Raw genomic sequence first — 13,505 nt, 5'->3', positions numbered from 1 at the left:
CCCGGCACCATAGACACCTCCAGCCTATGCTTGAGCATAGGAGGAAGTTTATGAGCACCCAACGATACACCCCGGAACTCAAGGCGCAAGCCGCAAGACAGGTTGTTGAGCACAAGCCCGTTTCGGCGTCCGACCAGGACAACGACCGCTTGCTAAAACTGATCCGCGGTTCCTTTGCGGCTAGCCAAGGGGTTTACGGTGCCCTGCACGTCTATGGCGTTCTGGCGCCTTCGACAAGGAGCGTCTGCTGGTGCATTCCGATCAAGGCCTTTTTTCAGCAGTTTGAAGAAAGAGCGTATCCGTAAGCGCATCTACAAAACCCGTGACTTGGCCAGGAAGCTGTGTTCGATTACATCGAAATGTATTACAACCGAACTCGCCGCGCTTCACTGAGGGTCGACGAACAGGGCAAGGCCGCCCGCGTCTTTGAGGGTGTAGTTCTTACCGGAAGGCTTCGCCTGGCGAACGGATCCGCCAACAATCCGCTACGCCGACTACCCCGATTCGCTGTACTTAAAAATGTACTTACAATTCGTGGCTGGTAGTGGACTCAGGCAGATCGCACGGGAACAAAAAAAGACGCCTAAGCGTCTTTTTTAGGACTTACAGAGCCCCGTGGAACTTTGTAAATCGATATTTGGAGCGGGAAACGAGACTCGAACTCGCGACCCCGACCTTGGCAAGGTCGTGCTCTACCAACTGAGCTATTCCCGCATTTGGTGACGGCCATTCTATAGGATCGCAGAACGCCGTCAAGCCCTTGATTCAAAAAAGCTTTATTTTTGCTCCGAACCTTCGCGCAGGTGTGGCCAGGCAGCGCGCAGGTAGTGCAGCATCGACCACAAGGTCAGACCGGCGGACAGCATCAGCAAGACATAGCCAAGGATCACCCAGAAGGTCAGCACGGGTGGGTTGGCCAGCAGGATCACCAGGGCGAGCATTTGCGCCGCCGTCTTCCACTTGCCCAGGTTCGAGACCGCCACATGCGCCCTCGCCCCCAATTCGGCCATCCACTCGCGCAGTGCCGAGACCACGATCTCGCGACCGATGATCACCGCCGCCGGCAAGGTCAGCCAGAAGTTCGCATGCACTTGCACCAGCAGCACCAGGGCCACCGCAACCATCAGCTTGTCAGCCACCGGGTCCAGGAAGGCACCGAATGGCGTGCTTTGTTGCAGGCGACGGGCCAGGTAACCGTCAAGCCAATCGGTGGCTGCGGCAATGGCAAAGACGCTGCTCGCTGCGATATAGCTCCAGTGATACGGAACATAAAACAGCAAAATGAAGAACGGGATGAGCAGGACGCGAAGAACTGTAAGTAGATTTGGGATATTCATCGGCACAACTGGCTGCAAAGTGAGCGTGCATTCTACTCGCTATGCAGGTTGGCATAAATCGACTCGGCAAGCTTTTTACTGATTCCTGGCGCTTTAGCGATTTCTTCGATGCTGGCGCGGCTCAATTCCTGCAGGCCGCCGAAGTGTTTGAGCAAGTCGCGACGACGCTTTGGCCCCACTCCAGCAACGTCTTCCAGGCTTGATGTACGCCGAGCCTTGCCGCGCCGGGCACGATGACCGGTAATGGCAAAACGGTGCGCTTCGTCACGGATCTGCTGGATCAGGTGCAGCGCCGGCGAATCGCCCTTGAGGGTAAACTCATGAGCGGCGTCATTGAGGTAGAGGGTTTCGAAACCGGCCTTGCGTGTGACGCCCTTGGCCACACCCAACAGGATCAGGTCGGGAACCGCCAGTTCCTGCAGCACCTCGCGGGCCATGTTCAACTGGCCTTTACCACCGTCCACCAACAGTACGTCCGGCAACTTGCCCTCACCGTCCTTGATCCGCCCGAAGCGTCGAGTCAGGGCCTGGTGCATGGCGGCATAGTCGTCGCCGGGCGTGACACCTTCGATGTTGAAGCGCCGGTAGTCGGACTTCAACGGCCCTTCGGGCCCAAACACCACGCAGGACGCCACCGTCGCCTCACCACTGGAATGGCTGATGTCGTAACACTCCAGACGCTGCGGGGTTTCATCCAGGGCCAACACCTGGGCCAGGGCTTCGAACCGCGATGCCATATGCAGGCGATTGGCCAGGCGCGCACTCAACGCCTGCTCGGCGTTGGTCACCGCCAGTTGCTGCCAGCGCGCGCGGGTACCGCGCACGCGGTGGCTGATCGTCAGCTCGCGCCCACGCAGGGCTTCGACGGCGGCACTGATGGCTGCGAAATCTTCGTGCACCACGTTGACGATCAGCTCGCCAGGCAGGTCGCGCTCGGCATTGCCGATGTAGTACTGGGAAAGAAACGCGGCCATCACTTCGGCCACTTCTTCTTCGATACCGACCTGAGGGAAGAAATTCTTGCTACCCAAGACCCGCCCGCCGCGCACGCTGATCAGGTGCACGCAGGCACCGCCGGGGTTGACGAACGCAGCGACCACATCAACGTCGCCGCTACCGCCTTCCATGCTCTGCTGGTCCTGGACCCGGCGCAGCAAGGCGATCTGGTCGCGCAACTCAGCGGCCTTCTCAAACTCCAGGGCCATCGCCGCCTGCTCCATCTCGGCATTGAGCTCGTTGGTCAACTGGTGACTGCGGCCTTCGAGGAACATCACCGAGTGACGCACATCGACGGCATATTCCTCAGGCTCGACCAGGCCGACACAAGGCGCCTTGCAGCGCTTGATCTGGTACTGCAGGCACGGTCGGGTGCGGTTGCTGTAGTAGCTGTCTTCGCACTGGCGGACGAAAAAGGTTTTCTGCAGCAGGCTCAGGCTTTCACGAATCGCGCCGGCACTGGGATAAGGCCCGAAGTACTTGCCCTTCTGCTTCTTCGCACCGCGATGAATCCCCAGCCGAGGGAACGGGCCGTCGGAGAGAAACACATAAGGGTAGGACTTATCGTCACGCAGCAGAATGTTGTAGGGCGGCCGCCACTCCTTGATCAGCGTCTGCTCAAGCAGCAGCGCTTCGGTCTCGTTGGCGGTGATGGTGGTTTCAACCTGGACAATGCGCGCCACCAGGGCAGCCGTCTTCGGCGCCAGGCCGGTTTTGCGAAAATAGCTGGCGAGACGCTTCTTGAGGTTTTTCGCCTTGCCGACATACAGCAGCCGGGCTTCACCGTCGAACATCCGGTAGACGCCCGGGCGACCGCTGCAGGTCGCCAGGAAAGCACTTGAATCGAACACAGAGGTCATGAGCTCAGAGACTGGCGTCAACCATGCCATGGCGGACCGCCAGCAGCGTCAGTTCGACGTCGCTGGTGACCGAAAGTTTTTCGAAGATCCGGTAACGGTAAGTATTGACCGTTTTCGGTGATAGGCACAGCTTGTCGGAGATGATCTGCACCTTCTGGCAACCCACGATCATCAGCGCAATCTGGATCTCGCGCTCCGACAGCGCATCGAACGGCGAGCCTTGGGGCTGGAACGACTTGAGCGCCAACTGCTGGGCGATCTGCGGGCTGATGTAACGCTGCCCGGCAAACACCAGACGAATGGCCTGGACCATTTCATCGAGCCCCGCACCTTTGGTCAGGTAACCGGCGGCCCCTGCCTGCAACAAGCGCGTGGGAAAGGGGTCTTCTTCACAAACGGTCACCGCCACCACTTTCACGTCCGGATGACTGCGCAGCAGTTTGCGGGTGGCTTCAAGGCCGCCGATCCCAGGCATCTTCACGTCCATCAGGACCACATCGGGCTTGAGCTCACGTGCAACCTTCAAGGATGCCTCGCCAGAGTCGGCCTCGCCCACCACCTGCAAGCCATCGATATCGGCCAGCATACGAGTGATGCCCGTACGTACCAGATCGTGATCATCGACCACCAGGACCCTAATCAAGCAGACACCTCGCACTGCGGCGGCAATTGGATCCCGCCACCTTAGCAAAAAACCAAGCGCTAGAGCTAACGGAACACGTCATCGCAGTGCGGCAATTTTGCCCTTGCCCAGCCCACGCCGGAATCCGGTGGATTCCGGCCTCGAATCCTGTGCACAGTCCACTGACAGGGCGGCGGCCAGACTGCCAAGCAATTGCCGGACCGCAGACTGATCGGCCGCAGGCAAGCTGCGAAAGGCGCCGAGCAAGCGCTCGTCCTCCGGGGTCAGGCTGCTTTGTGCTACGGGAGCACGCCGACCGCTCAACACATACAAGGCATCGACCCCTCGGGCGGCGACGGCCGCCAGGTAATCCGCCTTGGGCGTTCGCTCGCCACTTTCGTACTTGCCCTGAGCATTGGGCTCGACCCCACCAATATCACCGAACACGCGCTGGGTCAGGCCCAGACGCTCCCTTTCTTCCCGTAGCCGGGTTCCGATTCCGTTCATTGCCATTCCCTGTTGTTGCTGCATCGCCCTTACGGGCCACCCCCTAAACCTGCGGGATAGGGCCTCTGGAGCAGCACTATGCCGAACAAATCGCGCCGTGCACAAGCCAATCGGCGCACCGCCTGTCTGTAGTTGTCTGTACAGGGCCTTATCGGACATTGGAGTGAACGATAACGCCGAATTAATCGCGCAACTTTTAATGAAAAAAAACGCCAGCGAAAACTTAGTTATTGATGATTAAAGGCAGCAACTTATCACCCCAAAAAAGTTCAAGCACGGCGGCAAATCACAGAAAAAAACCGTCAGAAGCCCGTCAAAACAAACCACAAACACAGTTTATTGACGCCATAAACTCGACAATCGAGGGTTGATCGATTTTTTGACACACAACTTATTGACAACTTTAAGTCGTTGATTTTTAACAGTTTTTAAAACTTAACAAACAAATATCAAACTGTTTTTAATCACTAACAAGAGAGTGCTTGCCTAACTAAAAAAATCCCCCTTAGGATAGAAATAAGACAACGAACAACACGGCCATCGCCTGTTCAGCGCGCGATTGGATTATGCGTGCTCGCCCCGTCGCTATCTTCGATAAACCGAGTAACCGAGTCAGCTTGGCTGAGCGCGGAAGAGGGAACTATGAACATCAGTATTTTCGGATTGGGTTATGTGGGTGCTGTGTGTGCGGGCTGTTTGTCCGCCCGTGGCCATCAGGTGTTGGGGGTCGACATTTCCCAGGACAAGATCGACATGATCAACCAGGGCAAGTCGCCGATTGTTGAGCCTGGGCTGGAGCAACTGCTGCTCGATGGCGTCAATCATGGTCGCCTGCGCGGCACCACTGATGTTCAGGCCGCCGTGTTGGCGACCGAGATGTCGCTGCTGTGCGTTGGCACGCCCAGCAAGAAAAACGGCGATCTGGACCTGGTCTACATGGAAGCGGTCTGCCAGGAAATCGGCACGGCCCTGCGTGACAAAGCCAGCCGTCACACCGTCGTCGTCCGTAGCACGGTACTGCCAGGCACCGCGAAAAATGTCGTCATCCCGATTCTCGAGAAAGCTTCGGGCAAACGCGCCGGGATTGACTTCGGCGTTGCCGTGAACCCGGAGTTCCTGCGCGAAAGCACTGCCATCCAGGACTACGACTTCCCGGCCATGACCGTCATTGGCGAACTCGACCAACACTCTGGCGACCTGCTCGAGTCGCTGTACAAGGGTCTGGACGCGCCGGTGATCCGCAAATCGATCGAAGTCGCGGAGATGATCAAGTACACCTGCAACGTCTGGCACGCGACCAAGGTCAGCTTTGCCAACGAGATCGGCAACATCGCCAAGGCCTCCGGCGTCGATGGCCGCGAAGTAATGGACGTGGTCTGCCAGGACTACAAGCTCAACCTGTCGCGCTACTACCTGCGCCCAGGTTTTGCCTTCGGCGGCTCGTGCCTGCCCAAGGACGTGCGCGCCCTCACCTACCGCGCCGGGCAACTGGACGTTGAGCACCCGCTACTGGCGGCGATCATGGACAGCAACCGCAATCAGGTGCGCAACGCTTTCGAACTGATCGCCCGTCAGGACAAGCGTCGTATCGGCCTGCTCGGCCTGAGCTTCAAGTCCGGCACCGACGACCTGCGCGAAAGCCCGTTGGTGGAACTGGCGGAAATGCTCATCGGCAAGGGCTACGAGCTGAGCATCTATGACGCCAACGTCGAATATGCGCGAGTCTTCGGTGCCAACCGCGACTACATCGAGTCGAAGATCCCCCACGTTTCCTCACTGCTGTGCAATGACCTGCGCAAGGTCATCGACGGCGCTGACGTGATCGTGCTCGGCAACAACGACGACAGCTTTGCCCAAGCCCTGGATGTTGCCGAAGGCAAACAGGTCATCGACCTGGTCGGCTTTATGCCCCATGGCAGCAACGACAGCCAACAGGGTATCTGCTGGTAACGCCAAGCGCTCCGTAGAGAGCCCACGGCAAGCATCCCAGGCCTGCGCCTGATCGATTTGCAAACCTGCCTTTGACTGCCTGCCGCACCCGGTCGGGCTTGGCAAGTGCGCTTTTCGCTCAGGCCCAGGTGTCTGTACAACGGAGCAACGGTTAGATGGAACGACAGCAACAACCGCCTTCGGGCGCACGACGGGCCGCCACCAGCTTTTGCGCTTGGGCTTGCCTGTTCGGCCTGATCGCCCTGGCTTCGGAGATGATCGCCCCAACGTATCTGGACCCCAGCCACCACAGCTTCATCTTCATCATCGGCACCTTGGGGATGTGGCGCTATGGCAATGCCATCGTCCATTACCTGCGCGGCATGTACTTCCTGCATTGGAAGTTTCCGCGCATCCGCAAGGCCGTCGAGCGCATGGGTGATGCAGCGCTGCCCGCGCACATGTTCATGGTGGTGACCAGCTTTCGCATCCCCACCCACACCACCTTCAAGGTCTACCAGTCGGTGTTCCAGGAGGTGCAACGGCTGAAGGTGCCGTGCACGGTGATTGCCTCGATTGTCGAGAAAGGCGATGAGCAGTTCATCAAGCAAATCATGCGCAACGAGGTCAAGGACCGCGACGACATCAAGCTGGTGATCGTTCGCGCCCGTGGCACCGGCAAGCGCGATGGCCTGGCCCATGCCTTTCGCGCCCTGTCGCGGCAGATGCCCCTGGAAGATTCGGTGGTCGGTGTGGTCGACGGCGACACCATGATGCTGCCCGGCTGCGTCGAGCGCGCGGTCAAGCTGTTTGCCTACCTGCCTAAGGTCGGCGGCCTGACCACCAACGAGTTCTGTGAAGTCGAAGGCAGCAACCTGATGCGTCAGTGGCACTCGATGCGTTTCGTCCAGCGGCACATCAACATGTGCTCCATGGCTCTGTCGCACCGGGTGCTGACCCTGACCGGACGCCTGTCGTTCTTTCGCGCCAGCGTCATGACCGATCCGGACTTCATCCGCGATGTCGAAGCCGACTTTCTCGAGCACTGGCGCCTGGGGCGTTTCCAGTTTCTCACCGGTGACGACAAGTCCTCGTGGCTGAGCCTGATGCGTGCCGGCTGGGACACGTTCTACGTGCCCGACAGCAACACCCTGACCGTCGAGCATCCACCAGACAACAGCTTCTGGCGCGCCACCCGGCTACTGATGTTCCGCTGGTACGGCAACTCATTGCGCCAGAACTTTCGGGCCACCGCCCTGCTCGGCCGTGCGCGCCTTGGCCTGTTCACCCTCTACGTGCTGCTCGATCAGCGCGTGTCGATGTGGACCTGCCTGATGGGCCTGACCGCCTCGGTGGTGGCCGGCCTGGTGTTCGGCATTCAGTACCTGCTGGTGTACCTGTTCTGGGTGCTGCTGTCGCGCAGCATTGTCACCGTGCTGTTCCTGTTCGCCGGTCACCCGGTGAGCCCGGTGTACCCCTTCGTTCTTTATTACAACCAGATTGTCGGCTCGGTGATGAAGATCTACGCGCTGTTTCATATGGATCAACAGCGCTGGACCCGACAGAAAACCACATTAAGCAACGGCAACGTCGACTTCGATGCTGCCCTGAACCGCTGGTCCTCCAAGGCGATGCTGTTTTCATCGATCGCCATCTTCTTCGGGGTCATCTCGGTTCTTCTCGAACTCACGCAACGTTAAGGAAAGGCGCCTGCCATGAGTAGCTCAAGTACACCTACCGTTCCCGCCAAAGCTGCCGCCAACGTCGTTCATGAAGCGATCGACGAGCGCCAGTACGTACGCACCCGGATCAACGCCAAGGTCACCCTGGCAGCGGATGGCCAGCCGACGCTGGACACCACCTTGCAGGACATCTCGCTGGGCGGCATTGGCCTGCGCCACGACAAGCCGCTGACCATCGGCAGCCTGTACAACGCCTCGATCCGCCTGCGCCTTAACCAGGTCGACCTGAGCCTGGACAGCAAAGTACGCATCGTCTCCCAGCGTGGCGAAGAAGTCGGTGCCCAGTTCGTCGACCTCGATGCGCAGAAGCGCGACATCCTGCGCTACATCATCAGTGCCTACCTGTCGGGCGAAATTGCCGACATCAACGGCCTGTTCAATGTGATGCAGCGGGAAAACTACATCAAAGAGCGCAAGCAACAGCACGCCAGTGCGCGCAGTAGCGGCGATCGCCTTAAAGCGGTGGCCGGCACTCTGCTCTACACCGCCGCCGGCCTCGCCGCCCTGAGCTTCGTGGCTTACAAGAGCTACCTGCTGTTCTTCCGCATTCCTGCGGTGCAGGCCCAGGTGTCGGCCAATGCCCAGGTCATCAGCATGCCTGACAACGGCTATGTGAAGTTCCTTCTGCAGCCTGGCCAGACCGACGTGAAGGCCGGCCAGCCACTGGCCAACATCTCCACGCAACTGGCCACCAGCTTCACCAGCCCAGCCGACATGAAAGCTGTGGCCGACCTGTCGCCAGGCGACCTGCAAACCCTGCTCGGGCGCGCCACCATCGAGACGGTGATCAACAGCCCGTGCGATTGCGACGTTTACTTCCCCACCCAGCCGCTCGATGGCTATGGCTACAAGCAAGCGCCGCTGATGCATTTGCTGCCGCGCGACCAAGGCCTGTTCGTTACCGCCAACGTGCCGTTCGACAAGCTCGCCGACATTTCCCGGGTGACTTCGGTGGACCTGAAAGTGTTCGGCCTGGATGAGCACTTCAGCGGCAAGGTGGTCGATTCGCGCGTCGATGAAGCCAACAAGAACCTGGCCCTGACCATCGCGCCGGACACCCCGTTGCCGCGTCAGGCCTACCAGAAGCCAGTGGCGGTCGACCTGTTCCTGGGCTTGCCGTTCACGGCGTCGCGCTGAGCGCAAAGGAAGGATTGGCGATGAACGCGATGATGCCCTCCCGCCTGCTGTTGGCAGGCCTGTGCGTAGCTTGCGCCAGTGCCGTATCGGCCGGCCAGAGCCTGGAGCAGATCCGCTATACGCTGTACAAGGACCCCAGTGCCAATGTCAGCGGTGATCTGCGCCTGCTCTCCGAGCGTGGCGACCTGGCCTCCAAGCTGCTGCTTGGCGATGTCCTGGCCAACACCGACGGTGCCAGCCGCCAGGAAGTGATCCGCCTGTATAAGGAGGCGTTCGCCGATGGCCGCGGGCAGATTCCGGCGTTGGCCTCGTTGGCGCGCCTGCTCGACCGTACCCCCAGCCTGCAACCGGGCCAGCGTGATTGGGTAGCGCAGGCGCTGACGCACTACCCGGCGACCCTCGACCCGCGCAACGCCAGCACCACCCTCGAAGTGTTTCTGGTGTACCCGCAACTGGTCTCCACCGATCAGGCCCAACAGTTGCTCGCACTGTACCAGCAGTCGTGCCTGCTCAATTGCCGCCCTGAGCTGTACAGCGCCGTACTGGCTGAGCGTCAGGGTGACCGCCAGCAAGCCGAACACTGGTACCAGCAGGCCGTGCGCGTGGATGTGCGGGCGATCGACCGCTATTACCGCTTCCTCGGCGACGATCAGGACCGTGCCTTTCCAGCCTTTGCCCGCAGCCTCGAAGCCCAGCGGCCGACCCTGCCGGTGGAGATCGTGCACCGCATCGGTTCACTGCTCGACAGCATCAACAGCGTACAACGTGCCGAGCTTGAGGCCGACCGCTACGAGCGCCAGACCAGCGCCATGGGCCCGGCTCGGGCGCAGCCGGATGCGGCCCAACTGGCGGCGGAAAAAGCCCGCAGCGATACCCTCGACGTGGCCCGCGCCGAGGCCCATCGCTGGCGTGAGAACGCCGTCGAGCGTGGCTTCGTACCGGCCATGGTGTCCAAGGCCAACTTCATGATCTCCAACCCCACCGAGCACAACGCCGAGGAAACCCAGGCGCTGATCGACCAGGTCCAGGCCCGCGAAGCGACCCGCGCCAAGGCCTTGCAGGCGTCGTTCTACATGGTCAACAACTGGCTGACCCTCGACCCGCAAAAAGCCCGGGCGTTGATCGATGAACTGATCGCGAGCAATTACCCCGATGCCCAGCTGCTGCTGGCCGAGTACTACAGCAAGGGCGTCGAAGACGAACCGGACCAGGACAAGGCCCTGCAGATCTTTCAGGCCCAGGCCCAAGCCGGCTCTACCGCCGCCTGGTACCGCATGGCCACCCTGCACGCCTACGGCCGCGCCATCTGCCATGACCCGGTCAAGGCCTACACCTACGCCCAGGTCGCCGTGGAGCTGGGTGAAAACGGCGCACGCAGCCTGCTCAAGCGTCTGCAAAAGACTCTCAAAAAGGATGACATCGAGCGTGCCCTGGCGGCACGTGCCGATCTGTTGAAGGAGACAACCCTGTGAAAGCGCATCACTCCCTGTTCGGCGCCCTGCTGGCCCTGACGCCGCTGTACTCGGCCATGGCCGCAGAAGAAATCACCGGCCCCGAGGCCGACAGCACTGAACCGGTACGGGTGATGCCCAACGACGGCAGTGCGCCGATCATCACGTCGGAGTTCTTCAACAAGCTCACCGTGCAAACCGGTTACGGCCCGGAAAACTCCGAAGTCGGCCGCAGCCGCGAGATGTTCTACAGCCTGCGCTACGAGCCATCGTTTGCCTGGTACTCGCCAGAAAAGCGCTGGGCCAAATGGATGGTCTATGGCCGTCTGTGGCTGAACTATGACTCCAGCCAGTCGATCAGCACCCAGAACGAGAACAGCAACAGTTTCGACCGCGAACAGCCTGAAGGCTGGTACGCCGAACTGCGCGAGCTGTACGTCAAACGCAACCTGCTCGGCGATGACCCTCGCTTCTCGCTGTCGGTCGGCCGCCAACGCTATTTCGATGACTACGGCATCTGGTGGGACGACAGCCTGGAGTCGCTGCGCTTCAACTACAACGACACCTTCTCCCGGGGTTTTCTGGCCGTGGGGCAAAAGTTCTACAACTACAACAGCGACGTCAACAGCCTGGCCGACAGCGAAGAGCGCACCACCTACCTGATGGGTGAATACGCCTACCGCTGGAGCGAACGCAACTGGGCCGGCGTGCGCCTGATGCACGAAAACGACCACAGCGGTCACGACGCCGAAGACCGCTACGACTTCAAGGGCATGCGCTACGGGCTGTTCTTCAAGGCCGATGACCTGGACGTGACGCCGCTGTTCAGTGACTACCATGTAGAACTGGCCGGGCTCGATGGCAAGGTCGACAACACCGAAAACAACGGTGTCACCAGCACCGGCCACAACGCCAGTGGCTGGGCGGCGCTGGGTGAAATCGGCAAGCGCTTCCACGACCTGCCCTGGACGCCACGCGTTGCCTTGCGCGGCGGCTTGACCGACAAGCCGAGCAACGAAAACGATGGTTTCCGTCTCAACGCTATCCAGTCTGACCGCATCACCCGTCAGGGCAGCTACAGCACGCGCCTGACCAGCTCGTTCGTCAGCCTCGATCTGCGCAACCTGAGCTACTACGGCATCAGCCTGGAAACCAACCCGACCCCACGCAGTGCCCTCGACCTGCGCGTCACTGACCTGAAACTGCGCGATGCCGACGGCACCTTGCCGGTGCGCATCGACGGCGATCAGCGCAGCGAACGCAACCGCGCCATTGCCCAAGGCAACAATGGCAGTGGCAAGGACGTCGGACAGATGTACGACCTCAACTACTACTGGAAGATGTTTCCGGTGGCCATCGACGGCAAACACCTGGACGTCAACGCCCTGGTCAGCGCCAGCTACCTCAATGCTGGCAACGCCCTGGACAGTGGCGATGACTACCAGCTGAGTGTTGGCGTCGTGATCAGCTACTAAGGACGGACCCTTCGATGATCTTCGCCTCCAACGTCTTTTTGTTTTTGTACTTGCCGCTGTTCCTCGCCGTTTACTTTCTGGCGCGGCCACAGTGGCGCTCGACCGTAATCGTCGCCGCCAGCTACATTTTCTATGCCTGGTGGCGACCCGACTTTTTGCTGCTGTTTGTCGCCATCACCTACTGGAACTATTGGTTCGGCCTGCGCATCAAGGCGCGCCTGGACGCCGGTGACAAGCGCTGGGCGCTGCGCCTGCTGTGGATTGGCATTGTCGGCAACCTATCGACCCTGGGCTACTTCAAATACGCCAACTTCGGCGCCGAAGTGCTGGCCGCTCTGCTGGCGCCACTGGGTATCAACACCTGGAGCCTGGAGACCATCTTCCTGCCGCTGGGCATCTCCTTCTATGTGTTCCATGCCCTGAGCTACATCGTCGACATCTACCGCAAGGACGCGACGCCGACGAACAACTTCATCGACTTTGCCGCCTTCGTCGCGCTGTTCCCGCACCTGGTCGCCGGGCCGATCCTGCGCTACAGCCAGCTGGCCCCGCAGCTGCGCCAGCGCACCCACTCCCTGGAGCTGTTCTCCCTGGGGGTGTGTCGCTTCATGCTCGGTTTCATCATGAAAGTACTGATCGCCGACCAACTGGCGCCGATCAACGCGCTGTTCATCAGCGAAGGCACCCTGCAACTCAGCGATGCCTGGTTCGGCCTGGTGGTGTCGACCCTGCAGTTGTACTTCGACTTCGCCGGTTACAGCCACATGGCCCTGGGCCTGGCGTTGATGATGGGCTTCCGTTTCCCGGAGAACTTCAACCAGCCTTATGTCTCGCAGAGCATCACCGAGTTCTGGGCACGTTGGCACATGACCCTGGCGCATTTTCTGCGTGACTACGTGTACATGCCGCTGGTGCGCAAGCGGGTGGCCGGGGCGCTGCCGGCACTGGTCTACACCATGCTGCTGTCGGGCCTGTGGCACGGTGCAAGCTTCGCCTTCATTTTCTGGGGCTTGTTCTTTGGTGTGGGGATGGTTATCGAACGCAAGTTCAACCTGGCGACCAAGGTCACCACGCCCTACCACCTGGGCCGCAACCTGCGCACTTTCTTCCTGATCATCCTGAGCATGCCGCTGTTCTTCACCAACGACCTGCGCCATAGCCTGGATATCTACCAGGCGCTGTTCGGCCTCAACGGTTTGGGCTCGCTGGACCTGTATGTGCTCGGCGCCTCGAAGATGGCCATGTCGTTTGCCGCCGTCGCCCTGTGCTGGCTGGTGCTCGCCGGCAGCAACAACGTGCGCTACTACGCCGGCAACAAAGAACAGTACTTCATGCGTCATGTCGGTGGCCTCAAGGCCGTGCTGCTGTGGGCCGGTTTCGCCCTGGCCCTGAGCAGCCTGGCAGCGAACTCCTTTTCACCCTTTCTGTACTTTCAGTTCTAGGAGACGG

At 60.3% G+C, this 13,505-nt stretch carries 11 protein-coding genes, 1 tRNA gene and 1 pseudogene; 8 read left to right on the top strand and 5 right to left on the bottom strand.

The annotated features are described in order from the left end of the window. Positions 1-50: 50 nt before the first annotated feature. Both CX511_RS10210 and CX511_RS10205 read left to right on the top strand, forming a co-directional pair. On the top strand, positions 51-305 hold the full coding sequence (locus CX511_RS10210; protein ID WP_177327775.1) for a hypothetical protein: 255 nt from the start codon (positions 51-53) through the stop codon (positions 303-305). Further along, positions 271-389: pseudogene (locus CX511_RS10205) on the top strand (IS3 family transposase); the annotation flags it as partial. The gene CX511_RS10210 and the pseudogene CX511_RS10205, both read left to right, overlap by 35 nt. Before the next feature lie 249 nt (positions 390-638). On the opposite strand, the gene CX511_RS10200 reads toward CX511_RS10205, so the two are convergent. From CX511_RS10200 to CX511_RS10180, 5 genes are all read right to left on the bottom strand, one after another. After that, positions 639-714: transfer RNA gene (locus tag CX511_RS10200), tRNA-Gly, on the bottom strand. 62 nt (positions 715-776) lie between these two features. After that, entirely contained in the window at positions 777-1,337 is a 561-nt protein-coding gene (gene pgsA, locus CX511_RS10195) for a CDP-diacylglycerol--glycerol-3-phosphate 3-phosphatidyltransferase (RefSeq protein ID WP_045184097.1), read from the bottom strand. Between the two features lie 32 nt (positions 1,338-1,369). Then, the gene (gene uvrC / locus CX511_RS10190) at positions 1,370-3,193 is read right to left on the bottom strand and encodes an excinuclease ABC subunit UvrC (RefSeq protein ID WP_101292893.1); all 1,824 of its coding nucleotides are present in this window, start codon (positions 3,191-3,193) and stop codon (positions 1,370-1,372) included. Positions 3,194-3,197: 4 nt separating this feature from the next. After that, positions 3,198-3,836, bottom strand: coding sequence for a response regulator transcription factor GacA (gene gacA, locus CX511_RS10185; RefSeq protein ID WP_010221877.1), 639 nt, complete (start codon positions 3,834-3,836; stop codon positions 3,198-3,200). Between the two features lie 78 nt (positions 3,837-3,914). Further along, positions 3,915-4,322 carry a helix-turn-helix domain-containing protein gene (locus tag CX511_RS10180; RefSeq protein ID WP_082071333.1) on the bottom strand — a complete coding sequence of 136 codons (408 nt, stop codon included), beginning with the start codon at positions 4,320-4,322 and terminating at the stop codon, positions 3,915-3,917. Between the two features lie 642 nt (positions 4,323-4,964). On the opposite strand from CX511_RS10180, the gene CX511_RS10175 reads away from it, so the two are divergent. The 6 genes from CX511_RS10175 to CX511_RS10150 all read left to right on the top strand — a co-directional run bounded on the left by CX511_RS10175 (position 4,965) and on the right by CX511_RS10150 (position 13,498). Further along, a complete protein-coding gene (locus tag CX511_RS10175; protein WP_045184101.1) occupies positions 4,965-6,272 on the top strand; it encodes a nucleotide sugar dehydrogenase in 1,308 nt (435 codons plus the stop codon). A 155-nt stretch (positions 6,273-6,427) separates the two neighbouring features. Continuing rightward, positions 6,428-7,951, top strand: a complete 1,524-nt coding sequence (locus CX511_RS10170) for a glycosyltransferase (RefSeq protein ID WP_082071334.1) — start codon at positions 6,428-6,430, stop codon at positions 7,949-7,951. Positions 7,952-7,966: 15 nt separating this feature from the next. Next, on the top strand, positions 7,967-9,130 hold the full coding sequence (locus tag CX511_RS10165; protein WP_101292892.1) for a PilZ domain-containing protein: 1,164 nt from the start codon (positions 7,967-7,969) through the stop codon (positions 9,128-9,130). Positions 9,131-9,150: 20 nt separating this feature from the next. Continuing rightward, on the top strand, positions 9,151-10,602 hold the full coding sequence (locus CX511_RS10160; protein ID WP_101292891.1) for a tetratricopeptide repeat protein: 1,452 nt from the start codon (positions 9,151-9,153) through the stop codon (positions 10,600-10,602). Next, positions 10,599-12,056, top strand: coding sequence for an alginate export family protein (locus CX511_RS10155; protein ID WP_045184109.1), 1,458 nt, complete (start codon positions 10,599-10,601; stop codon positions 12,054-12,056). Before CX511_RS10160 ends, CX511_RS10155 begins: the two co-directional genes overlap by 4 nt. Positions 12,057-12,070: 14 nt before the next feature. Continuing rightward, positions 12,071-13,498, top strand: coding sequence for an MBOAT family O-acyltransferase (locus CX511_RS10150; protein ID WP_045184112.1), 1,428 nt, complete (start codon positions 12,071-12,073; stop codon positions 13,496-13,498). Positions 13,499-13,505: the final 7 nt, after the last annotated feature.

The sequence above is a fragment of the Pseudomonas sp. S06B 330 genome, assembly GCF_002845275.2.
Taxonomy (GTDB): Bacteria; Pseudomonadota; Gammaproteobacteria; order Pseudomonadales; family Pseudomonadaceae; genus Aquipseudomonas.
Note: the sequence above shows the minus strand (reverse complement) of the source record. Positions and strands in the feature narration are given on the sequence as shown.